Raw genomic sequence first — 24,556 nt, 5'->3', positions numbered from 1 at the left:
TAATTACAATATGTTGATGTTATGCAGGTAATGAATCGTACTATTCATAATACTTTTCGATATACCATAAGCAGATCTCTTAATCTAAAACCTATGAGTAAGATAAGCGCCCTAAGAGACTAAAATCAGGTCAAACTTTGACTCAAAGTTTGTATTATTGGAGTTTTGAACAACTAGTATACTAAAACTCAAACACAACCCAAGATGCAATTCGAACCATCCAAAGAAACGAAAGAGTACTATCTATACACAAAGAAAAAACCAATGACTGAAGGGGGATTTGTTCATCCTGGATTATTCTCAAGTAGATATACTTTGTCATATTCTTTACTTTTCTTCATAGTTCTACTTTTGGAAGTTTATGGAATGTTCATGTTATATTCCTATGGCGCTTTCCAACCATGGTTTGCAATTCTACTTGTCTTATTAGATATAATATTAGCATTTGGGGCCCACCTATTTCAAAAACGCATAAAAGAATTAGATATCGAACTAGCATTAATTAACGATGAAATCCAATATGAAAAATTGAGAAGGAAACAAATAAAGCCAAAGCTGCTAAAGGGATTTCTACTGAGCCTAATTGCATTATTAGCGATAGGTAAAATGGCCTTCTTCTTTGGTTTCTATCAAAATTTTGATGCACTCGTCCTTGTAATTATTACTACATATGCACTTGTCGCAGTTATACACATTAATGTAACTGGGTATATTTTATTTGAATATATTCGGACTGGTTTCAATTCAATAGACTATCGTAAATTTATTCGCGATTATTCAATTCAAAATAGACAAGAATTCCAGGAAAGGAAGCATAGCTTTAGCTCAAATGAATTAATAATTGCATGCAACATAAATAAACACAAAATATACAAAGATACAAATTCGGGCCAATTTATCATTCTAACATATGGCATGTTCATGGATGATGACCTCAAAGCTTTAGTTAATCAACAACAGTCTCCGGAAACAAAATATAAGGTAGCGAGAGAAGGCTTATATCATCAATACTATTCAATATTAGGCTCCCAACCAATATTTCAATAATACAGATCATATAAATTATATAGAACATGTTAATCAAGCGCAATAAATTAATTCATTTAATACTATTAATGTTTATTTTAATATTCGCAAATTGTGGTCCAGAACCAACACGCGATTACATTTTTATTTTAAATTATGAACAGCTAATAAACATGGATCCAGATATTCATAAAATACTAGAATTAAATTATACATGCCCAAGTTATTATTTGCCATCTTCAAGCAGTAAATTGATTATTATTAAGAACGATAGCTTGCAAATTGTACCAATATATCAATTAAATTGGTTTGAAAGGATGGCTGGTAGTAGACCAACTAAGGAAAAATATTTTCGTGAAATAAATAGAAGATTAACAAATAGCTATACCAATACATATAAATTAGATACAATTAGATCAATACTTTCTGCTGAAAGATACATTTGTTATGCTAATTCTATGCTTCAAAATTATTTTAACAAGGACAAAGTCATTGTATTGTCAGAGTTGACATCTGTGAATACTTTTAGAGAAATATGCGCCATCAAGGATGATTTGCCTCTGGCAATAGATTTAATAAATAATATTCCAGTGGAAGAATTTAATGTTGGAAAAGCGAAAGTTGAGACCTATAATACCATGCGCCGATTCTATGAAAACATGGAGATCCTTTATGAAAATATAAATAACTCAGAGGCTAAAACTGATGCTATAGAGCTAATCAAAAAACTCTTCGCCAGTCCGGATAGTTATATCGAAATCAGGAATAATAATGGACCAGTCGAACGCTATACAGTACAAGAATTTTTAAGCCGTATAACCTCAAATAATAGGTATCAATATGATGATGTAAGCATGTTTATGCGAAATTTCAGATTTCTAAAGGAATTTGAAGAAACAAACTCTGGGGATATTCCCGATAATTATCCTGCAGAAATTACTTACGATCAAATATTTAAAGGAGTATCCAACGGAAAAATAAAATACCAGGATGTCGTTAATAAGGAAGTTGGAGTTGAAGCGAAATTGGTGGAAAGGATAAACACTATGGGTGACATAGTAATGAAATATGAGATCTTCATCAAAGATATACGGGTGAATTAAAGATTTGAGATGAATTACTCGCTTCTTTATATTTTACTATTCTTCTTTTGCATAACATCGAAATTAAATAGCCAAGATATCGATAGTCATTATCGCTCTATCGAAGAATGTATGCAACAATATGAGGGTCTTCTACAGCAACTCCATGAAGTCCAACAATCTAGCCAGTCCAATGATCTCCGGATTACCAACCTCCATCATCTGCTTTGCCAAAATCCAGGTCCATTATTCCCGTTTGGAAAGCTATATACAGAAGTACCTGTTGAGTGTAATAGTTCAAAATTAAATCCCATATATAAGATATCACCCGATTGTACCAATCGGCAGTTTTTGCAGCCGTTAGTAGAATATTTTATTCAATACATTCATAAAACGACTGTTATACCCCGGATCTATAAGCTAGAGATCATTTTTGATGAAAAAGATAAGGTCTTTGTGCGTTATCAATCAGATGGTGAAACGATAGAAACGTGTAACAGTTCCAATAGAAGCCGTATTGCCATACTCCATGTAGATAATGACGACGTATTTATCAACCAGTTGCGGTGGGCAACTACCCAGGAAAACAATGCCATCAGTTTGCATACAATTCAACTTTCATCTGATATCGTGCAAGTGAAAATTCCTGTAAATAGTGCAATACCTGTGTTGACCAAGCAAGTAAAAGATCTTGAATTAAAATTATCTGAAGCCATTAATAAATTATCCGAATCAGAAAAATCGTATAATAAAGAGAAATTTAGAAGTGATAGTTTAGAAAATATTTTACTTGCGATTGAAAGAAAGCAAGGTGAGTATTATAATATAAACTTAAAACAAAAAGATGCAATTAACTCAATATCCAATCAACTTACTGAAAGTAAAAGAATGGCAGAAGCAAATCGTAAAAAATATTTATATATAAAGGATAGTATACGGATGTCAATAATTGTCAAATTAAAAGATATTGATGAACAAGTCTCCGATTTAGGATCATACTATTTTCACAAACTACAAAAGTATGACCAATATAATTATAATAGAACATTATTTACAGGAATTAGTTATGGTTTAATCCAAGCTCCATTTAATATAGATGCTAATGTGCTGCGTAGCAAAGATCCAATTCGAAAATCTTTTCATCGCGACGATTTTCTAAGAAATTTTGATCTTTCATTATATCATCTAATTGGACTAAGTTTATCAAATTTACGTATTAATTCAAAGAAATTATTTGATAATACATATTCTAGTATTCAAGCAGATGAATATCGCGAAGCTTTGTTTTTGTCAGGAAAGAATTTCAAAGATATCTACTACATACGATCCGATCACGATATTACTTCATTCAACATTGGAATTACAATTTATGCACACAGTATTCTGGATATCTTCTTTCTGAGTAAAAATAAGATCAAAGACATTCCAATCATCAATTCTCTTTTTATAAAATTCGGTATTGCCTATTTAAAAGGTAGTGTTTGGGATTATTATGATGGTAATTATTTAAATTATATGACACGGGATCCATCTTCAGGATACTATATCTTGGATCTTCATAATGTGAAAACGACCGATTACTATTTTGGTCTCTCCTATGTTAAGCCCTATTTCCAATTAGATCTTGGCTATAATCGGCTCTATGGGGACTTTTATTTGAATCTTGGAGTTAACTATCCTTTTAAAGATGTTCGTAGTCCTTTTAGTTATAAAATTAGTGGGCCGAATGAGGATAAAGGTGCTGAAGAACTTCGTACTAAAATTAAGAATATACAAAAATTAATTAATAAAGAGCTAGATGGGGTTAACTAAAATATTTTAATAATGCTTAAATGCTATCTTATTTATATTGTTTTAATATCACAGTTTTTCACAACAAGGTCAAAAGCAAATAATATCTTTGGTGATACACTTACTATTTGTTGTAATCAAGACTACATCATTGTTGATACACCAGATACACTATCTTCTTTTTATGAAGTTGATTGGCTTACTAAAGGGGGGCACTTATTCATTAGTGATTCAACATTAACAATTTTTGAATCCGGCGTATACATAGGAATAGGGTATGATACATTTCGAACTCAAGTCTTTATCGATTCCTTTTATGTAATAAAGTGTCAAATACCCAATATATCATCGCTATGTGCTTCATCATTGCCTCTGAACAAACAGGACTTAGGGCTTCAAGTGACTGATACATTCAAAATTGATGGACAACCGGTTAGCATCTTAAATCGAGGAGACTTTCCGGAAAACGTTGATTTGCCTATTTCTTACTCATATCACTGTGGATCGTGTAACGATTGTTATTATGAAGGTTTTATCAGAATTATCAGTGAATCCGATCTGACACTTTCCTTGAACTTAAAGGCAATAGATAGTATACTTTTTTGCAGAAGTGATACTTCCTATCAATTATTGAGCTTAAACAAACAGTTTGGTCGATTGCGTTGCAATGGTTGCATAATAGATAGTATCGACCTGGTCAGTGTGATTAAACCATCCAAAAATTCCATTGGAAGGCATACCATAACATTTAGTACCAACCAAAATGGATGTCCAATTGAAAAATCCTGGCCATTAACCATCGTAGGGCCTACCTCAACAAGCATAATAAACCTTAATGAAGCCTATTATTGTACCAATGATCCGTCCTTAACATTGCGTGGCGAACCACCTAATGGTCAGTTTTATCTTAACGATGTAACATTGCCGGGGAACAAATTTGATCCAGGTTTAACCCCTCCACAGGCCAGTGCACAATTTGAATATCGGGTTGTTGATCAAAATGGGTGTAGCTCTTCCATCACACAAACACTTGCGATTCGAAAGCCTCCAGACATTGCATTTTCGTTAGAACAAGTGCAAATTTGTGCAGACTACAAACCCTTTGATCTAGCTGGAGAGCCACCAGGTGGTCTTTACCTGGTCGATGGTTCAACAAAATTATCTCAGCCCATTTTTGATGCTACAGCTTTTATACCGGGTATCCATTCAGTCACCTATCAGGTTTCTGACGATTACTGTTCCAATTCTATTGTGAATACCATTCAAATATTACCATTGCCTGATGTCCGGATATTAAATGTAGATCCTATCATTTGTGAGAATCAAACGCCATTCAAAATTTCACGTCAACCTGTCGGTGGATTGTTACTACCCGTAAAGTTCTCCAATGGAAATTTGGATCCAAAGCTTCTGGGAGTAGGGATACATACAGTTAGTTATTATTATGAAGATCCAAACGGTTGCAGTAACACAGCCGAAGTTGAATTTCAAATTGTCCCAAAACCTTACATTGCATACAATGAAGTTTATCGTTGCGATCCGCAGACATTAAATTTATTTAACTTCTCAGGTGGTACAACACCAATAAATAGTTATTGGACTATTGAAAACAAGCGTAAAAATAATGATAGTCGTTCATTCGACTATCAATTTGCAAACCCTGGACTTCATACTATCAAATTAACTGTAATAGACCAGAACAAGTGTTCTACCGATTCACTGTTTCAGGTTTATGTTCCCTACCAAAACATTAGCAATGTTTTCTTATCTGATTCGATATTGCTGGTTGGTGAAGATATCCAATTGAAAAGTACATCCAGTAGTCCATTAATAAATAGTCTCTGGGTTTTCGGTGATGGTTCCATAGCCTCTGAACCAGAAGTCACTCATGTATATCATGAGGATGGGATATACAATGTGCTACTATCCACCATCGATACGTTTGGCTGTAACGATACCGCACAGGCCAGAATACTGGTCAAAGATCCTTTAAATATTGATTTTGAAATACAAAACTTATATCCAAATCCGACTTCAGGTATATCATTTATTGAATTTTACTTGCCGGAGACCATGCCATTAGCGTATACGGTAATTAATGGAATGGGTCAGCATTTATTTTCCCGATCCTTTGGCAATGGCGCATTAATCAGTGGTGGAAAACACACCTTCCAGGTTGATCTGAGTCAATTGGATGCTGGAATTTACTTTTTGGATATCCATTCGGGTTCCACTCCATTGAGTACACCGGGATTTTTTGATAGAGGTGATCTTGTAGATGAACAGCTCAAATTTGTAGATAGAATAAAATTGATCTTAATTAAATAAATTTGATCATGAAAAAAATTAATAATTATTCGATTAATTCATTAGTGATTTTCTTAGTTTATAATGTTTTATTAACATTTTTTTCTTGTGGTCAAGCCAAAATGGATAATTCCGCTATGGAGACAAGTATACCTATCGATACTATTGGGACTACCGTTGCACCAAATCAAAGGATAATAGATAGTTTAAAATTTGAAATATCTAGACTTAAAAACAATGATCATACCGATCAATTTGAAGATCTGAAAAAAGCCATTTATATTATATACAATATCATAGATTCAAATAACATTAATAGAGGTACGGCATTTGTCATTGATCAATCTGGCGTGGCAATAAGCAATTACCATGTTGTTGAAAATGCATTTGCGATAGTTGCATTTAAAACTGGAGATACTAATGTTATCAATGTTGAAATTTTAGAATTTAATCCCGAATTGGATTACGCCATTTTGGGATTAGATCCAACGATACGTCCATACATGACCATTCCTATAGCCTCAAATCTTGCTCCGGTTGGGAGCGACTGTTTTGCCATCGGTCATCCACTTGGCTTGGATTATACTGTTACAAAAGGAATCATTTCAAGTTACAGGAAGGATAAGAATTGGATTCAAACAGATGTAGCAATAACTCACGGAAATAGCGGAGGACCGTTATTAAACCATAATCTTGAAGTTATTGGAGTAAATACAGGTGGAATTGATGGACAAAGTTTAAATTTTGCTCTTAATATCCAAATGATACCCTATCAACAATACATTAATCTAATTTCTACTGAACAAAATATTTCGACCCAAACTGCAACAGTTTCAGACCAACCTATGTCAAAACTCAAAGAACCAAGCTTCAATTCGTCATCCAAGGTCTGCCTCGACAAAGCCGTGCGGTCCTACTTTGAGGCAATCGTTTACGACGACTTTCAAAATTTAGAGGCAATTTGTGCCCCCACACTGATTCAGTTTGAAAATGAACGTAATGTAAAGAAGTCCGAGGTAAGGAAAATATTACAAAAGAAAGGCCTGGACAAGTCTGGTTATGAGGTGGAGAAGGCAATTGTTGAATGGGACAATATTCAATATCAGAACAACTCTGTCTCCGCAGATTATATTATTACATTTAGGAACTCAAACAAGAAATACATCATATCTCACATAAAAGCAACCATTCATTTGAATAGTCAATGTGAAATAGTACGCGCGCAAACTGAGTTGATTAATAGTTTTTAATAGGTTCATTTGAAGCTTATACTCTTATATTATCTTTTATTCTTCCAATTAATTCTTTTCGGGCAACAGTTGACTCTGATCTCGTGGAACATTCGAGATTTTGGAAAATCGAAGGATAGTCTTGAAATGGTCACCATTGCAAAGACGATAAGGGATGCAGATATTATTGCTATTCAGGAAGTTGTAGCAAAAGATCCAGGTGGTGCACAGGCAGTGGCTCGACTAGCCGATCAGTTGAACCGGCTGGGCACGAAATGGGACTATCGCATCAGTGATCCGACCAATAGCCCTTCGCCTTACCGGTCAGAACGTTATGCCTATTTGTGGAAGCCCTCAAAGGTGATATTGATTGGCAGGCCACAACTGGACAAAGAATTGGCGACTGTATGTGATCGGGAACCATTTATAGGACGATTCAGGGACCTAAAGACAAAGAAAGAATTCATTCTAGTTAATTTTCATTCAAGGAGGTATAATGAACATCCGGAGGATGAGGTGGTAACTTTTCAGTATTATAAGGATAGGTTCGAGATACCAGTAGTCATTGCTGGTGATTTCAATCTGGATGACAAGCACCCTGTATTTTCACCTATGTATGAACAAGGCTATCAAGCAAGTATAAAAAATCAAGCCACAACAATAAAGTCTAAATGTGACCATGGCTACTACCTAAACCATGCTATAGACAATATTTTCATCCCAGGCGATTATAAAATCCTCGAAGGTAGAGTAATTGATTTTATCAAAGATTGCTCAAATCTTGATGCAGCACTAATGATTTCGGATCATGTGCCTGTGAGCGTGAGGATTGGGATTTATTAGTCCTAAATTTATTAATGGTTTTATTAATTTCCTTCTTCTCCCACGAGTATTGGTTCGGTTAAGGAGGAAATTGACTTCGTCGATCCGGTGCGGGGTGTTCCAACAAAACAAAACGCAAACCCTAATTGACCTGGCGGTCAATGCTTTTTTATTGTCCTACAGTCTCTCAAGCTAGCTTGGTTAGGTATGTATAGGAATAGCTTCGCTGACCCGGAGAGGGGTGGCCCAACAATCGAATAGCGCACCCTTTAAGGTGTTGACGTGTTTCCGTGTTCTTGTGTTTACGTAAAGTGGATTGACTTCGTCGATCCGGTGAGGGGGAGGCCAACAAACTTTTTAGCGCACCCTAGATTGACATATAGGTCATCTGTTTTTCATTGCGCTCCGCTCGCTCAAGTTTGGGCTTGGCTCGCATAGCGCAATAAAAAACCCTGCCCGCATTCGCGGACAGGGTGCGCTAAAAGTTTGAGGTCGGTAGCGGACCTCATTATTTCTTATAACTAAAAGATATTCAAATATTTAGCGGCTAATAATAATATTGGGGTACAAATTGGGGTATAAATATTCATGCTACAGCCACCCCACCCTTGGATTCTAGAGTACAAAGGTAGTGGGGGATATTCGAAAAATCAAAACACACCGGGGGTTAGGCAAACGGTACGTCTAACAAACATCTCTATAATTTCCGATGGCTAAGCCATATTTTTATATCATGGAGTGGTTAGATGATAATAGTACAGTCACATTTTTGGACAAATATCTGCCCGAACAATTCAAGATTTTTACTCAGCCACAGAGTCAATTTGCTGGACGCTACATGAATGTACACAATTGGCAAACTAAGTTATTGTCAAAACAGATGCTTACAGGAAAAGCTTATTCATCTCCGGATAACATAATAACTTGTTTTCGCAAAAATCAATTTCTAGAGGGGCTTGCAATGACGATTTCTTGGGGGACTATGTGGAGACAAAATCCAAGAATATACACGACAGATCTGCTAAGAATATACCAAGTACTTGAGAACTGTAACAGTTCTTTGCATGATGAAAAAAATATAGATGAAGCATGGAAGAACATAGAGTCCAGTTTAAGCTGGTCCCCAGTTATCACCTCTAAAACACTTCATTTTATGTGCCGAGCTTTAGGGTTTGATAAAGATCCTCCAGTAGCTATTGATAATAAAATCATCTTGAAGAGGGTATGGCCAGCCTTAACGAGATCAGTTAAAGCAAGTGCTAAACCAAGTTCATGGGCAAATGGGCTCTCTGGCTATAAGCGATATATGACATTTATCAATTATTTGAGATGTAATTGCTACCCAGATTGGTCAAATACCCAAATTGAAAGCACATTATTTATTGTGTTCTACAACAAATGATAATGGAAAAACCATTCTGATGAGTCATCCTTTGCTTTAGACAATCAATATGATTCAATTCTCGGATCTACTTCTTCAGTCTTTTGCAACATAACGGTTTCATCCGTGAAGACGATCACCGTTCGGTTTTGATGGAAGGTTTCCATCAAATGATCCACCATGGCAATCACTTCGGATTTGAAAACCTCTTGCTTCAAGGGAAAACGCGGGTAGTTGATGATTTCCAAACGGATGTGTGGCTCGTTTTGTCCACCAAGGATAATACGGCTTTCACTTATGCTTACAGAGAGATAGATTTCCTTAGTACTCCTAAGGTCATGCTGATAAGCTTGGATGGCATGAATGTAATCGTCTCCCAAAATGATTCTCTGGGTATAGCCATCTTCCTGACCCAGGGATACAGTGGCAGTGTATGTTTCCAGGGTTTCTTGATTGTATCCATCCATAAAAATTGAATTAAAACAGTTCTCCTGCATAAAAATAAATTGAATACCACCCCCTTTTCAATGATTATCTAACTTTATTACTTTATGATAAGATAGGACAATATCAGCTACAAAGAGTATAGAAAAGAAAGTGAGCGAGAAGGATTGACAAAACATAATAATTGAAAACCAATAAAATTAGTGGCTATTTACTGCCTATAAGATGTTGTACCAATGTTATATAATACCAACATGTAATATAAGTCAAGAAGATGAACCAAGAAGCTTTTTTCTCCCGGTACAAATACGACATCGAGAAAGACGAATTAGGAGGTGGTGGCTTTGGCACCGTGTACAAAGCGTTTGATGAAGTCAGAAATAGACATGTGGCTCTTAAAGTGTCGCAAGTCAAAAAGGGCCAGGAATCACTTAGTTTGCTTAAGGAAGTAGAGCTCGCCACCGAACTTCCAGAACATAAAAACATCGCTCATTATGAGGTTTGTTACCGCTTCAAGATGCCCAATGGTATCTTTGATTACGGTATTCTGCAGTATTATCCCGATGGCAACCTCACCCAACTAATCCAGTCAGAAATCCTTTCCGAGGTAGAAAAGGAAAATATTGCCCAAGGAATTATCGAAGGTATCGATCACTTGCATAGGCACCATATCGTCCATCGTGATCTTAAAAGCAGCAATATCCTGATGACCCGGGGATACAAGGGTGATTTGGTCCCCAAGATCGCCGATTTTGGATTGAGCAAGCAGTTTGCCGATACGGATAAGAGTTACTTCAGCAATAGTTTTGCGGGAGGTAGTTTGCTGTATGTGGCCCCCGAGCAGCTGGCAGGCGAGGAAATACGAAAGAACGTAGATCTTTGGAGTTTGGGCGTGGTGTTGTATGAGTTGTTTGTAGGGAGAACACCTTTTACCCCTGAGTCGGATACCGGTACGGAGACAGCCCAGGCTGAGATTGTAAAAAAGATCAACCGGGCAGCTATACCGGAAGCGATCAAAAGCGTACCGCAACCCTGGCAGCGGGTAATCAATGCGTGTCTGATAGCGGATCCTATGCAGAGAGTAAAAACGGTCAAAGATGTGCAGGAAATTATCGCGGGAGGGTCGTGGAAGTCCCCTGGAGAAAAACCTGCTAGGGAAACGCCAATACTTAGCAATGAAGAGACGATCGTAGCAGAAAAGACAGATCCTCAACCTGCTACCGCATCACCTAGTCCTCTCCATAAGTTTTGGTGGGTGTTGCCTTTGTTCTTTCTGATTGGCGTAGGAGGATATTTCTTATTGCAAGGTTTGTCCGGAAGTAAAACTAGAGATGTAATTATTCAAAATTCTCCAAAGAAAGCACCTGAAATGCCAAAGGACTCGGATGGTCGGACTTGGGTTGAATGGGAGTTGACTGGCATCGATATTATGAATAGTCTAAACCCTAAGAGGCTTGAGAATGATAGTGACGGCGATGATGTACCAGACATAAAGGATATATGCCCAACTGAATTCGGGGTAGCTAAAAACAATGGCTGTCCAGAGAATGTATTAACTGCATCAGGAAAAGCCGCAGCAGAGATTAAAGCCTCAATGGTACCTATCCCGGGAGGCAGTTGTATGATCGGCTGTACATCTGAGCAGGGAGATAATTGTGATGATATGAAGCCTGCCCGGCAGATAAGTGTCAGAATGTTCTACATGGGTAAGTATGAGGTGACGCAGGAGCAATGGGAAGCAATTATGGGAGAGAATCCAAGTCGAAATAAAGGGTGTGCCCGGTGTCCGGTAGAGCAAATAGGCCAATCATATTTAGTTATATTTATTCAAAAGCTAAATCGACTAAGTGGTGAGCAATACAGGTTACCTACGGAAGAAGAGTGGGAATATGCTGCGAGGGCAGGTGGAGCAGACGGGACTAAGTTTGCCGGTAGCAACGACCTTAATGATGTGGGATGGTTTAGGGACAACAGTGGAGGAAAAACGCACCCGGTAGGACAAAAACTTCCGAACGGCTATGGCTTGCACGACATGAGTGGCAATGTATTGGAATATACGAGCAACCACTATGATGTCCCAGGCATTATCACTCCGGTGATCCGCGGCGGAGCCTTTCGCTATAATGCAAGGCTCTGCCAGGTTGCCTATCGGAACTACTACGGAGATGATTTCTGGTTGTTACGCCGCGACCATATTGGATTTCGTTTGTGTAGGACTTAAGCTATGGCGCTTTTATTCTTTTACAGAAGAAATATTTAGATAATGCAACTAACCTCAATATCCTACTACACCCATCAAGGTAAAAGGGACTTCCAGGAAGATCATTGGTCCTGTGGCTTAAATTATCTATTGGTATCAGACGGTGTCGGTGGATTGGCTAAAGGGGATAAAGCTTCTGAAATCGTAAGCAGTGTCACAAAATCCTTCTTGACAAACAATCCTCCTGGTGGGCATGACATCCCGGCATGGGCTCAAAACCTAACTTCTGCTATCTTGCAGACTTTATGGGAGCAGGTCAGAGAAAATCCTGAGTCCCACGGGCTGGGAGCTACCCTGGCCATGGTAGTCCAGGTTGAAGATCAAATCTATGCCATACATATTGGAGACAGCCGGATTTATCATTTTGCAGCAGATGGGACTATAAAATGGGTGAGCAAAGACCACTCCTTTGTTCAAGAACTTATTGATGCTGGCATAATCACACCAGAGCAGGCTACCGATCACCCAAAACGCAATGTTATTACCCGGATTTTGCAAGGGAAGAAAGATCACCAGGTGAAAGCATCCGTTACTCAACTTAAGTCAGTTGATAATGGGGACATTATTATGGTATGTAGCGATGGTGTATTGGAGTCATGGACGAACGAGGGACTTTCCACCCTGGTCAGCAGAATGGCGGATACCTGGAAGATCATTTGTGAGATTAAAAAACATTGTACCGAACATTCGAGCGATAATAACACGGCTGTGGTGGCCCGGATATCATAGATACTACAACTCAGTTAATTCCGGTGTATCAAGCTATACCATAGAATTCTGTATATGCTTTCAAAAATGAGAGAAGTGCTTTGGGATAAAGCTTCTCTATTTTCTTTTTAGTTTTCGTATAGTCTGGAACGATTATAATTTGCCTTCCGCTTACTTGATCTCTTTTAGTCCTATGCTCAAGTTTATTGCGCTCATCAAACAAAATATTCATATTATTACCAGCGACTTGTGCAGAATATACCTTACTATTGATTTGAATATAGCGCGACCTTTCTATCCCATGATCAGGGTGATTTGTCACCGCCTCTCCACAAACTTCTTGAATATAATGCAGTACTATCTCATCCGTAAATTTAATAGCATTCGTCAACCATGGGTATAAGGAATGATCTGACCTTAGATTATCAAACCTGTCAACAACAGAAAAACAATTTGCTGCAGCAGCAGATGCAGAATTATAGGGAGCTTCTCCTAAGGTGTCTTTAAAATTAAAGTTTAGCTCAGACTTTGTAACATCTTCATAGTAGGCCACAAATTTATCATCTGACATATTTTCCACTTGGATTTTTTCTCCCAGTATATCCAAAAGGAGAATGCGTTGAGCATAATTAAACTCTTCCGTCCTCTCGACAATACCTTTGATTTCTTCCAATGTATCTAAATAGCTCATTAGCGGAACCAATTATTAAGTATATCAAGACTGATTTTGCTAAAATTCAAATGTATTGCATTCATTACTGAATTTTTCACGAATTCATTCTCTTCAGCTTTTAGGCTGATAGCTAATGTTTCAAATAGCTTTGAATCAGTCTTGATTGTATGGAGCATAACTTTATAGTAGCCCAATCTAACAAGCGGACTGCTTGTTACATTTATTTTGCGAATACATTCAAGTTGTTTTTCTTTGTCATCAAGCACTAACTCTCCAATAAGTTGAAGTAATTGATATTGAATCCACTCATAGTCGTTGAAGTGATCTATTAGCTCATTGATTTTTTCATAGTATCCATCAAGGCTATAATACCTCAGATTCCATACAATATGATTTGATTTCCAATAAAATTTGGGGATGGAATTAAGCCAAACAGGAATGAAAGAATGATCTGGTTTCCAATCGCTATTTCCAGATAATGCTCGCGCCAGTTTTCGCCAATCATGAGCAAGTGTAAGAAATTCCCTAACTTTTGTAGGTCTTAATAGGTCATCATTATCCTCCCCATAAACTAAATCGCCAATATTATTTTCAGCCTTACCGATTAACAATTGATAAAGCTTAGTAGCATAAATGTTATCGATGATTTTTATTTCGGAATCTCCACCAATAGGATCGGATTTTATTTGCTCCTTAGTTTCGGGATCAAAGTCTAATGCATCAAGTTCGATTTCAAAAGTGGATGAGTCCAATATTTGATCTTTTTCCTTGTCAAGGTCATCAATGGATTTTATTGAAGTTTTTTGAGCATTTAGACTTAGAGACATTCCTTTTAGACATCGGTCAACTCCTACAAGTATAGATAGGAGTTCATTATTTGATTTGCCATAAATCCGAATATCGTCCATGAAACGGTAATAATAAACACCGGTTTTGATTACAAACCGATCCAGTCTATCTAAAAGGATATTAGCAAATAGATATGATGCTGCTGGCCCTTGCGGTATGCCTACACCAGGAGTGATCTCATCTCTTGTTCCAGACCACACGTTGAGACATATTGCAAGTAAATCCAATATTGGTTTACTCACTCCTCGCTTTTTTAATTCAAGGATTAATACTGAATGCGGAATTGCATCGAAAAAACCTGTAATGTCTGTTTCTAATATGTGGGTAATAGATTTGATCTTAACTGTTGCTTCAATACTGTCGATAAACCTATTGTAGAGATTAACATAGTATTCAAAAAAATAATAATCTTCGGTTTCCTCATCTAGTAATTTGACCCCATTTTTTACATTTGCATTTAAAACACTACCGAAAACGGATTGACGAGTTTCCTCTAATTCCTGATATAGTAATTCAGCAATATGATTTCCTATCGCTTGATAAACAAGGGCATCTTCGATATTCAACACTGTCTTTGTTCGCTGGGTACCGGTACTCTTAGGTTCAAAGTATTTGAATGGCCTAAGTGGCTGATACTTACCATTCAAAATTCGCTCTGACAATTGATCTAACCTTTTCTTTATGTTTGATTGATAAATACTTATACCAAAGTAATCCTTTGCATCACTGCCTATACTTATGTTAGCCCTTTCCCAAGAGAGCATCATTGCCTTGGGGGCAAAACATTTTTCAAATTGTAAATCGTTGTCTACCATAAGGTATTAATTACAATAAAGAGATCATAAATATTCAATTATATTAATTTACAACCTTACCCTTAAAGATATGAACGAAGTTGAAATAAGAACAAATCTTAGTTAAATACACTATTCCGCTGAGGTGTATTTATGTTTTGGACGAACCTGTAGCTCTAAAGATTATATTGTCAACAAAAACTATATCCCCTGATTGTTGCACTTCAACTACTTTTTTGTACAGCACCAATATTTCGTTTTTTCTGAAATGAAAAGATCTTTGGCATTATTCATAACGCGTTGAGTGGTTGAAATATTAATAAAAAAGATCATGCATTTGTTTGAAAATCAGTATTTTAAAGAAATAACGACAAATCTTAAAACTACTGATATGCATGATCTCAAGTCAATTTACACAAAAATCCGCAGGACTCTAAAGACAGTAGCCAAAGATTGTTTTGATTCTGACGGCAACCATCGATACTATCCCAATGCCCCATCCATGTCAGATCTGGAGATAATAAGCCTGACTTTGGCCGCCGAGAGCTTGCAGATAACCTCTGAAAATCTTCTCTGGTCCAAGATCCAAAAAGACTACCCTTTCCTATTTCCAAACCTTGTACATCGCACCTCGTATAACCGCAGAAAGAAGGCCCTTCGATATATCTTTTTGGTATGTACGGAGCGCCTTGCATTACCATTAGTTAACGATAATGATTCCTTTATTATAGACTCCATCCCAGTTCCTACCTGCAAGATTATACGGGAGAAGTTTTCTAAAGCTTGCCGGAGACCGGAAATGGACGAGGTACTGGCCAATAAGGGTTACAACGCGATTATGGGTGGTTACTTTATTGGCTATAAAATCCATTTAATTACCACAGAATCAGGTGTATATAGAGATCTTTTAGTCACCTCTGCAAACGTCCACGACAATGCTTTTTTAAAAGAGATATCCATGGACGATGAGCATCTTTATCGACGAGAATTATTGGGAGATCGAGCATATATTGGACACTCCACACAATTACGATTATTCGAAGAGACCGGACTTAAAGTTCATGTGCCGTATCGAAGAAATCAAAAGGACTATCAAGCTTACAATCCAATCCTTAAATTAAAGCGTAAAACAATAGAAGTGGTCTTTTCTCAATACTGTGATGAATACGCCATCAGACAGAATTATGCCAAAAGATTTGATGGTTTTGAAATCAGGATTATTACGAAAGTTGCAGCCAAAACTTTTAAGCAATACTGGAATTATTTAAACAACCGTCCTATAAACCAAACCAAACATGCTTTGGCAGCTTAACCACTCAACGCGTTATTCATAACTTAAAGTTTTCATCAATATCCCCAATCCCCATGCGCTACAGGCAACTCGTTGAGCTGGTCCCGATACAATCTCCACTTGGGCATAAATTTGTCCATATACGCCCCGAAACGGTTGTTATGATGACGTTCCAATAGGTGCACTAGCTCGTGGACGATGATGTATTCCAGACAGATTGGTGGTTTCTTGGCCAGTTCCAGATTCAACCAGATACGCTTGACATCGGAATTGCAGGCTCCCCACTTTGTGCGCATTTGCTTTACTCCCCAGTCATTGGATGTGACGCCGATGATCTTCTCCCACTTCTCCAGCAGTTCTGGAATCTGAGCCTTGAGCTGCTTGCGATACCATTCTTTCATCACTTGAGCACGGATGGATTCTGTTGTCCCAGGACGCACATACATCTTGATCTTCTTGTTACCGCTCAGTTCTATCTTATTGATGCCCTTACGCTCAATGACCTCCAGCAAATAACGTTTGCCCTGATAATAATGGCTCTCTCCTGAAACATAGCTTCTTGGTGTTTCCCGTCGTTGATCCTGGAAGGATTTGACATGCTTCTTGATCCATCCCAGCTTGGAGATAGCGAAGAGCCGGACGACTTCATGATCGGTCTTAATAGGAGCAGCAAGACGAATGCGACCATTTGGTGGATATACCGCCAAATGCATGTTTTTGATGTCCTTGCGCACGACATCAATCTCCACATTGCCAATCATGATCTGCTCCCTAGTAATCACGCTGAGCTTTTATAATGTCCATGATCTCGTCGATCCGTAGTTTATCCTTTTCTGGTAGCACTGCAAGTACCGCTAGCTTGAGCTTCCTTTCTTTGATACCTCCATCACGCCACCCATCGAGCTTTGTCGCCTGGATGACAGCATCCACCCCAATAGCCATACTTTCGTTCTGACCTAGATTGTCAAACAATGCTCTGGTGGCATTGGTCTTAAGTGTATGTGGATAGGAAGTGGTTTCCGAGGGCTTACTTATTTTCTCAGCCAGCTCCTTGATCTTTTCCAGATACATTTCGTAAGCAATCGCCTTTTCTTTGCGCTGACGGATCAACTCATTCAGTAATTGCGACATTCTCTCGAAGTACTTCGGATTGGTCTGTCGCTCTTCGATGATCACCCTCCTGACATTGTTCTCAATGGTCTCCGCTATTACTTCTTTCGGACTCTTACTACCATATTCTGCCAATGGTTCTGATACATTCGAGATGAGATCGACCAGCGAATCATTTTCGAAGTAGGAGATTTTCCGGCTGGATTTGGCATCGAGATACATATCCATCAACTGGCGCATACCACCCTCATATGCTTTCAGATCAACCCAGTCTCCACTTGCTCTTTTGATGGTTTCTCGTAGGTCTGTGTAAAACTTTACCTGCCGTTTGATCTTCTCTGCTTCTTCCTGGTAATAACCAACTTTGTGCATTTCATTGGCAATCTCGGTGTAGGCTCGAATAAGCTTTACCACGGCTTTGTACAGAGCCACCCTTCTTTCTTCTGTTGCAATGATAGCTTCCGAATCCTCAGGATCGCCACAGAAGTATCCAATAAACTGTGGTTCTTCTTTCGGTGGATAGACCGGTTCACAGATAGCAATTACTGCTTCTAAGGCATTCTCCAGATTGTTCCTAGATACTTCATATCGATCTGCCAACAGCCCTTTGATATCTTCTCCATCGTATTGTTCGAACGCCGCTGAGGTATAATCATTGATCGACCGTTCGAGGCTCATGAACAAGTCCTTATAGTCAATGATATATCCATAGGTCTTGCTCTCCGTATCCACCCGATTGACCCGACAGATAGCCTGGAATAAGCCATGATCTTGCATGGACTTGTCAATGTAGAGGTAGGTGGCTGATGGTGCATCAAAACCCGTGAGCAGTTTGTCTACCACGATCAGCAACTTCATCTTGCCTGGTTCATTGATGAACTTCGACTTGGCTTCTTTCTCAAATTCCTCCACCGATCGATTGCCAAGCATTTGCTGGTAGACTTCGTATTTTTTCAGCGCTTCTGTAGGATTTCCTTCACCAGTCTCTTCCCCTTTAATGTCACCATGATGTGGCTCGTAGGAGGTAATAATCGCACATTCTTTAAATCCAACACTTTGGAATAATTCATAGTACCGGCAGGCCTGGTAGACACTGCTGGAAACCAGCATCGCATTACCTTCACCAGTAGACAACCGGGGTTTGACCTTGAAATCCCGGATGATATCGTAGACGATTTTTTCCAATCGGGCTTTTGATCCAAGTACTTCCTGCATTTTGCCCCATCGCTTCTTGAGCTCTACTTTTGCTACATCGGTCAGTCCTTTAGTCTCTGCTTCAAACCAATCGTCGATGCCTTGCTGATCGGTCACGAACTGTTCCACATCACGTGCTTCGTAAAGGAGGTCCAGGACTACTCCATCTTCGACTGCTTCGTCAAATTTATAGGGCCTGCCAATGTAGCTTCCGAAGATTTCGATTGACTTGGCTTTGTCTTTCTTTAGAAGCGGTGTCCCCGTAAACCCAATAAACAACGCATCTGGTAAGATTTCTTTCATCGCATCATGCAGGATACCAGACTGTGTGCGGTGACACTCATCTACAAAGACATAGATATCACCTTTGGCTTGGAAGTTAGTAGGTAAACTGGAACGTATGTCTTTAACATAGTTTTCATAGTCCGAATCATCAGATCGTCTCCCAAATTTGTGGACCAGACTACAGATCAGCCACGGTTTCTTTTCATTCAGCGTATTGAGCAGGTCTCTACCACTCTTGGTACGGTAAATATGCTCATCAACACCTAGAAACGTCTTCTCGATTTGTTCATCCAATTCCTCCCGATCGGTGATGATCAGTACACGGCTATCTTTGACATGCTCACGTATCCATTTGGTGAGCCAAACCATGGTCAGACTCTTGCCAGAACCTTGGGTGTGCCAAAGGATACCTCCCTCTCGGTGACTGACTCGCTCTTGAGCGGCTTTGATACCAAAATATTGGTTGGGACGGCAGATTTTTTTGATGCCCTTGTCGAACACCACAAAATCATGGATCAGCTCTAAGAATCGCTCTTTTTGGCAAATTTGGGCAAGATGTTTGTCTAGTGAATAATCGTATGAACGATCTGACTCTTCTTTCCACTTGAGGTAGTACTTTTCGGTGGTTCCGATGGTACCATAGCGTAACCCTTGTGCATCGCTGCCCGCCATGACCAATTGTATGGTGGTGAAGAATTTCGGGATGAAATCCTTCTTCTGGTTGTCCAGGTTCTGTCGTATACCCTCGGATACCGATACTTTTGATCGCTTCAACTCAAGGACTCCCAAGGCAATCCCATTGACATAGATGACGACATCAGGTCGCTTATTGTGCTTGCCGTGAAAAGTGACTTCTTCAGCTACTCCGAATTCATTATTCAACGGGTTCTCCCAATCGATCAGGAAGACATTTTCCTTGGCTTCTCCAAGTTCTTCCCGGACATTGACACCATAGCGAAGTAGTTTATACACCTCCTTGTTGGCCTCATATAGACCGACACCAATAGTGGAGACCGCTCGGTCAAACTTCTCGATTGCTTTGTTGGCGAGGGTTTCAGAGTACCCTTTGATATTGACCAGGTAATTGTATAGCAGGTCCTCCTCGACGGGGATGGTCCGAGTTTCATCCACCCAGTCACCCAGATAGTCGTAGCCCAACTCTTGCTGGAACAGTTTTAATACCCGATTCTGGGTGGCACGTTCGAGTTTGCCGATGCTTTGAGTACTCACACCAGTCGGGTTTTACCAGTAAGGAGTTCTTGCATCATCCCTTGCTTGATCTGCTTGTATTTGTCTCGTTTGGTTTCAAACTCTTTAATTTCTGAGTCCATGTCGTTGAGTGCGGTGGCGATGGCTTTTTGTTCGGTGAGAGTTGGGGGAAGTGGGATTGGACAAGATAAGACTTCACTTTTCCTTAGGTTAGTCTGTTTTACACCGTCGTCAAATTGAATATAGAATGGATTCCTATCTAATTGATAAAATAAGAACTTTGAATTAGATGATATAGCAGATAATCTACATATTCGTTGGTTCACGGAATACAAATTATCCGTTTCCACAAAATAGCATTTCGCAATTGCCCGTCCATTTGGTACATCACTCATGACCATAAGTATGTCACCTTCAAATGCTGGGTTAAGTAATTCGTCACAATTTTTTATTACTGCCCCTCCAGATGAGATGAACTTAGAGTTCACAACTACGTAATCGCCTCTGTCTGATATTAATTTCTCATGAGCGATGCCATTGATAAACTTTACAATTTTGTCTAGTTTCAGCACCTCCCATTCACTCGGAATCCTCCCCACCTCCGTCATCTTATATCCAACACCATTGTCAAATCTTGCTAGTCGAGTCTTCCCCGTCAACAACTCCTGCATCGATCCCTGCTTGATCTTCTTTTTCTTTTCGATGAGCTTGTCCAGGCTGGAGATGAGGGCATCTACGTCGGAGAGGGCGGTGGCGATGGCTTTTTGTTCGGTGAGAGTTGGGGGAAGTGGGAGTTTAACCTTGATTAATTGTGTTTTAGACACACCAAATACTTTCATGCCGACAGCAAGCTGAAGCATTTGGTATTTTACCATTTGAGAGTTAAGAATAATTCCCCTGAAATTATCCGCAAGGGACTTATTCTTATCTCTTAGTAAGAAAGTGTGTAATCCTGAAATAAATTTCTTATCTCCAATTCCACTAACTTCAACCGACTTATTGATCCCTTCTAAATCCTCAGACGCATCTACCATAATTACATCTCCGTTACGAACAAATTCATACGTAGCTTGCTCGGTCGAGACGTAATATTTTATTCCATTTTTTAGGTTGTATTGAGTATTAGGGATAGCATGAATTAGACCATAGTGAATACATCCTACATCTCCTTCGTCTGACATTTCTGCTTTTGAATAATTGGATGTGGAATGAAAAGAAAAAATTGTATCAAAGGGAATCAACTCCCAATCTTCAGGAATCACGCCCACATCTGTCATCTTAAATCCAGCTTCAACTAATTCCATACCAGCCCCATTTTTTTCAGGTGAGCAGAAACTTTGTCTTCCAGCGTGGATACTTCCTGATCCAGTTCGGTCAGTGTATGTTCATATCGTTCAGCTAGTTCCTTGATACGGCTAGTCAAGCGCTGTGAAATGCTGTCGATCTCAGACTGGATATCCGCCTGGATTGATGCCAGCCATTTGTCGTCAATGACCAGTGATCGGACTTCATCTTCTGTGAGTTTGCCATACTGCTTCAGAGTTGCAGCATCTAGATCGGTATCAACTTGCTTGATTTCCTTTTTCAAATCAGACTCTTTGTCGAATAACTCCCTGATCTCCTGCAGTAGTTTATAAGCTTCCCGTTCTTCCGGATCGCCCTTAATTTCCCGCATGTATTGGGTCACTGTGGACTTGGTGAACTTGCCCTTGTCATTGGTGGCATCGGAGAGTATACCCTCATCACCCCCATTTTCTTCTTCATATTCACTGATCTTGGCTTGCAGACTTTCCAGTTCGGATTCCATCTCCTGCATAGCTGTTTGTTGATCAGACAGATAACGATTGATGACCAGTTCTTTCGGGATGAGTTCACATGTCCAGCCCTTGTCCTTGCCCTTCACGATGATGCGATCCACTTTGGCTTTCCAGCCATCTTCAATAATCAAGTAGACATCGTCCTTCATAGTTTCATTCCAGTAATCCAACAGGTGCTGGAAGATGTCGTAGCGGATGATGAGGGGACGGGTACTGTAATGCTTCAGGATCAATTCGGAAATGGAATGGATCATTTCCTTAGGACTGGTGCCTACCGTAACACCAGTGAGGGTGTCATACACATCCGACTTCCAATCTTCGAAGATGTGGTTGAGCTCCTGACTGTACGCGCTGAATTCTGGATGATCGAAGATCATATTCTTGATCTGAGACTTCTGCACATTCAACTTTTGATAGCCAGGCCGAAGCTGGGAGAATAGCGTTGATCGGAGATTTGGATAGACCTTCCAAAACTCCTTCAGCGAGTCTACATCACGATCTGGAATGCCACCATTCAGATGGGCATTCAAGTCCTGGATGTCTTCTTCCTCCTGTGTATCGATGTAGCGAGGGATATTCAGGTTGTACTCATTTTTCTCAATCTCCGAAAACGGGACAAAACGTGAATACTTATCAATCTCCAACTGGCTATTGAATACATCCACAATCTTATGGATATCCTGCTCACGGAGACGGTTCTTAGCTCCATCCTTTTTAAAGCCCTTGCTTGCATCGATGATGAAGATACCTTCTCGATGCTCTGCATCCTCCTTGTCGATTACGATGATGCAGGCAGGAATTCCTGTGCCGTAAAACAAGTTTGCTGGCAGTCCAATAATACCCTTGATCAACTTCCTCCTGAGGATATTTTCACGGATCGTGGCTTCGGCATTACCACGAAATAATACGCCATGTGGAAGGATCACAGCGGCTTTTCCAGTGCTTTTTAGTGATGCAATGATGTGAAGTAGGAAGGCATAGTCGCCATTCTTAGCTGGTGGTTCTCCATATCCGATGAAACGATTGTACTCGTCTTCCATCGGAACGATACCGGTACTCCAGTTTTTTAAAGAGAATGGAGGATTGCAAGAAGCGCGGTCGAATCGTTTCAGCGTGCCATCTGGCTCTTTGAATTGAGGATCAGCCAGTGTATTCTTACCTGCAATAGCTGCTTCCGGATAACCGTGAAGCCACATATTCATGATCGCCAACCCCTTAGTAGCGATATCCTTTTCCTGGCCATAGATGGTCAGTCCATTGGGAGCCTCATCGGCAACTTTTAATAACAGCGAGCCACTACCACAAGTAGGGTCATAAACCGTATAGGAAGGCTTATCCAACTTGTGGACGTCAATGATCTTTGCCATGACCCTGGAGACCTCAGCAGGCGTGTAGAACTGTCCTTTGGACTTTCCGGATTCGGTGGCAAAGTGACGCATCAAATACTCGTACGCATCACCCAGAATATCATCATCCTCTGCCCGGTTATTCTTAAAGTTCAGGGCCGGATTCTCAAAGATGGCAACCAAATTGGAGAGTCGGTCTACCTTTTCCTTGCCACTTCCAAGTTTCTCATCATCGTTGAAATCCACCAGTTCCATCGAGCCTTCCAGACCATTGGCAGCAAAGAGTGGACGGAGGATTTCCTTGTTGATCCGATCACCGATATCAGGTTGCCCCTTCAGTGCGATCATGTCTTCGAACGATGCTCCCTTTGGTACTTCTATCAGACTGTTGGGATTACCAGCATATTTGTCGGAGACGTATTTGACGAAGAGCATTGTCAGTACGTAATCCTTGTATTGGGAGGCATCCATACCACCACGTAGTTCATCGCAGGAAGCCCAGAGGGAAGAGTAAAGCTCGGATTTTTTTATGGCCATAGTCGTTTGGTGCTATTGTAGGAATTGTAAAAGTACGACAAGAGGGAAATCATATCAAAGAAAGGATGGATAACTCTTAATGTTGCAATTGAACTTCACCGAGACCTTGGGCCACCTAGTACTAATCCACCAATTAAGTGGCAAGCGATCTATCATATCTCTTTTTTTGAGGATGAGTTGCTCATGCTGGCAAGAAATCAACTTAACTTTGTCCGTGGATTGTAGCCTCCTAAAAGACGTTTTCTTGATTACATTTGCATAACCTGCAAAGTCATCTTGTTATCGAGGCTGGTAGATACTGACTTTTTTATTTCACTAAAATTGACATGACAGTGACCAAGAGAAAGAAAATATTGATTGGGCTAACAGGAACAATACTTCTATTAGCCCTATTAAATCCG

The 24,556-nt window shown here is 39.5% G+C and carries 17 protein-coding genes; 10 read left to right on the top strand and 7 right to left on the bottom strand.

All coding sequences use genetic code 11. The features are described 5' to 3' along the window. Positions 1-204 precede the first annotated feature (204 nt). From H6570_21890 to H6570_21860, 7 genes are all read left to right on the top strand, one after another. On the top strand, positions 205-1,047 hold the full coding sequence (locus tag H6570_21890) for a hypothetical protein (GenBank protein MCB9321948.1): 843 nt from the start codon (positions 205-207) through the stop codon (positions 1,045-1,047). Positions 1,048-1,073: 26 nt separating this feature from the next. Further along, entirely contained in the window at positions 1,074-2,129 is a 1,056-nt protein-coding gene (locus H6570_21885; GenBank protein MCB9321947.1) for a hypothetical protein, read from the top strand. Between the two features lie 9 nt (positions 2,130-2,138). Then, positions 2,139-3,920, top strand: coding sequence for a hypothetical protein (locus H6570_21880; protein ID MCB9321946.1), 1,782 nt, complete (start codon positions 2,139-2,141; stop codon positions 3,918-3,920). Between the two features lie 12 nt (positions 3,921-3,932). Then, entirely contained in the window at positions 3,933-6,227 is a 2,295-nt protein-coding gene (locus H6570_21875; protein MCB9321945.1) for a PKD domain-containing protein, read from the top strand. An 8-nt stretch (positions 6,228-6,235) separates the two neighbouring features. Continuing rightward, positions 6,236-7,456, top strand: a complete 1,221-nt coding sequence (locus H6570_21870) for a trypsin-like peptidase domain-containing protein (GenBank protein ID MCB9321944.1) — start codon at positions 6,236-6,238, stop codon at positions 7,454-7,456. Between the two features lie 9 nt (positions 7,457-7,465). Further along, positions 7,466-8,278 (top strand): endonuclease/exonuclease/phosphatase family protein, encoded by an 813-nt coding sequence (locus H6570_21865; protein MCB9321943.1) that lies wholly within the window; start codon positions 7,466-7,468, stop codon positions 8,276-8,278. Between the two features lie 712 nt (positions 8,279-8,990). Continuing rightward, complete coding sequence (locus H6570_21860; GenBank protein ID MCB9321942.1) at positions 8,991-9,659, top strand: hypothetical protein; 669 nt, start codon at positions 8,991-8,993, stop codon at positions 9,657-9,659. A gap of 44 nt (positions 9,660-9,703) precedes the next feature. On the opposite strand, the gene H6570_21855 is transcribed toward H6570_21860, so the two are convergent. Continuing rightward, positions 9,704-10,105 (bottom strand): hypothetical protein, encoded by a 402-nt coding sequence (locus H6570_21855; protein MCB9321941.1) that lies wholly within the window; start codon positions 10,103-10,105, stop codon positions 9,704-9,706. A 251-nt stretch (positions 10,106-10,356) separates the two neighbouring features. On the opposite strand from H6570_21855, the gene H6570_21850 reads away from it, so the two are divergent. Both H6570_21850 and H6570_21845 read left to right on the top strand, forming a co-directional pair. Then, positions 10,357-12,303: a protein kinase gene (locus tag H6570_21850; GenBank protein MCB9321940.1), complete on the top strand. Its 1,947-nt coding sequence runs from the start codon at positions 10,357-10,359 to the stop codon at positions 12,301-12,303. A gap of 42 nt (positions 12,304-12,345) precedes the next feature. Continuing rightward, positions 12,346-13,071 carry a serine/threonine-protein phosphatase gene (locus H6570_21845; GenBank protein MCB9321939.1) on the top strand — a complete coding sequence of 242 codons (726 nt, stop codon included), beginning with the start codon at positions 12,346-12,348 and terminating at the stop codon, positions 13,069-13,071. A gap of 28 nt (positions 13,072-13,099) precedes the next feature. Here H6570_21845 and H6570_21840 read toward each other — a convergent pair whose 3' ends face one another. Together H6570_21840 and H6570_21835 are read right to left on the bottom strand one after the other, a co-directional pair. Then, a complete protein-coding gene (locus tag H6570_21840; GenBank protein ID MCB9321938.1) occupies positions 13,100-13,741 on the bottom strand; it encodes a hypothetical protein in 642 nt (213 codons plus the stop codon). Beyond that, positions 13,741-15,387, bottom strand: coding sequence for a hypothetical protein (locus H6570_21835; protein ID MCB9321937.1), 1,647 nt, complete (start codon positions 15,385-15,387; stop codon positions 13,741-13,743). The genes H6570_21840 and H6570_21835 overlap by 1 nt, the downstream gene beginning before the upstream one ends. Positions 15,388-15,697: 310 nt before the next feature. On the opposite strand from H6570_21835, the gene H6570_21830 reads away from it, so the two are divergent. Further along, a complete protein-coding gene (locus tag H6570_21830; GenBank protein ID MCB9321936.1) occupies positions 15,698-16,678 on the top strand; it encodes an IS982 family transposase in 981 nt (326 codons plus the stop codon). A 35-nt stretch (positions 16,679-16,713) separates the two neighbouring features. Here H6570_21830 and H6570_21825 read toward each other — a convergent pair whose 3' ends face one another. From H6570_21825 to H6570_21810, 4 genes are read right to left on the bottom strand one after another with little or no spacing between them, the layout of a single operon-like run. Then, positions 16,714-17,418 (bottom strand): M48 family metallopeptidase, encoded by a 705-nt coding sequence (locus tag H6570_21825; protein ID MCB9321935.1) that lies wholly within the window; start codon positions 17,416-17,418, stop codon positions 16,714-16,716. Positions 17,419-17,428: 10 nt separating this feature from the next. After that, on the bottom strand, positions 17,429-20,476 hold the full coding sequence (locus tag H6570_21820; GenBank protein ID MCB9321934.1) for an HsdR family type I site-specific deoxyribonuclease: 3,048 nt from the start codon (positions 20,474-20,476) through the stop codon (positions 17,429-17,431). Further along, positions 20,473-21,759 (bottom strand): restriction endonuclease subunit S, encoded by a 1,287-nt coding sequence (locus H6570_21815; GenBank protein ID MCB9321933.1) that lies wholly within the window; start codon positions 21,757-21,759, stop codon positions 20,473-20,475. The genes H6570_21820 and H6570_21815 overlap by 4 nt, the downstream gene beginning before the upstream one ends. Next, positions 21,750-24,155, bottom strand: coding sequence for an N-6 DNA methylase (locus tag H6570_21810; protein ID MCB9321932.1), 2,406 nt, complete (start codon positions 24,153-24,155; stop codon positions 21,750-21,752). The genes H6570_21815 and H6570_21810 overlap by 10 nt, the downstream gene beginning before the upstream one ends. Between the last annotated feature and the right edge of the window lie 401 nt (positions 24,156-24,556).

Source organism: Lewinellaceae bacterium (assembly GCA_020636135.1).
Classification (GTDB): Bacteria; Bacteroidota; Bacteroidia; order Chitinophagales; family Saprospiraceae; genus JAGQXC01.
Note: the sequence above shows the minus strand (reverse complement) of the source record. Positions and strands in the feature narration are given on the sequence as shown.

Excerpts from the sequence above, each read along its gene's own strand:
- H6570_21855 (MCB9321941.1), bottom strand. The coding sequence starts at position 10,105 with ATGGATGGATACAATCAAGAAACCCTGGAAACATACACTGCCACTGTA.
- H6570_21860 (MCB9321942.1), top strand. The coding sequence starts at position 8,991 with ATGGAGTGGTTAGATGATAATAGTACAGTCACATTTTTGGACAAATAT.
- H6570_21880 (MCB9321946.1), top strand. The coding sequence starts at position 2,139 with ATGAATTACTCGCTTCTTTATATTTTACTATTCTTCTTTTGCATAACA.
- H6570_21845 (MCB9321939.1), top strand. The coding sequence starts at position 12,346 with ATGCAACTAACCTCAATATCCTACTACACCCATCAAGGTAAAAGGGAC.
- H6570_21875 (MCB9321945.1), top strand. The coding sequence starts at position 3,933 with ATGCTTAAATGCTATCTTATTTATATTGTTTTAATATCACAGTTTTTC.
- H6570_21890 (MCB9321948.1), top strand. The coding sequence starts at position 205 with ATGCAATTCGAACCATCCAAAGAAACGAAAGAGTACTATCTATACACA.
- H6570_21885 (MCB9321947.1), top strand. The coding sequence starts at position 1,074 with ATGTTAATCAAGCGCAATAAATTAATTCATTTAATACTATTAATGTTT.
- H6570_21815 (MCB9321933.1), bottom strand. The coding sequence starts at position 21,759 with ATGGAATTAGTTGAAGCTGGATTTAAGATGACAGATGTGGGCGTGATT.
- H6570_21870 (MCB9321944.1), top strand. The coding sequence starts at position 6,236 with ATGAAAAAAATTAATAATTATTCGATTAATTCATTAGTGATTTTCTTA.
- H6570_21825 (MCB9321935.1), bottom strand. The coding sequence starts at position 17,418 with ATGATTGGCAATGTGGAGATTGATGTCGTGCGCAAGGACATCAAAAAC.
- H6570_21850 (MCB9321940.1), top strand. The coding sequence starts at position 10,357 with ATGAACCAAGAAGCTTTTTTCTCCCGGTACAAATACGACATCGAGAAA.
- H6570_21810 (MCB9321932.1), bottom strand. The coding sequence starts at position 24,155 with ATGGCCATAAAAAAATCCGAGCTTTACTCTTCCCTCTGGGCTTCCTGC.
- H6570_21840 (MCB9321938.1), bottom strand. The coding sequence starts at position 13,741 with ATGAGCTATTTAGATACATTGGAAGAAATCAAAGGTATTGTCGAGAGG.
- H6570_21830 (MCB9321936.1), top strand. The coding sequence starts at position 15,698 with ATGCATTTGTTTGAAAATCAGTATTTTAAAGAAATAACGACAAATCTT.
- H6570_21835 (MCB9321937.1), bottom strand. The coding sequence starts at position 15,387 with ATGGTAGACAACGATTTACAATTTGAAAAATGTTTTGCCCCCAAGGCA.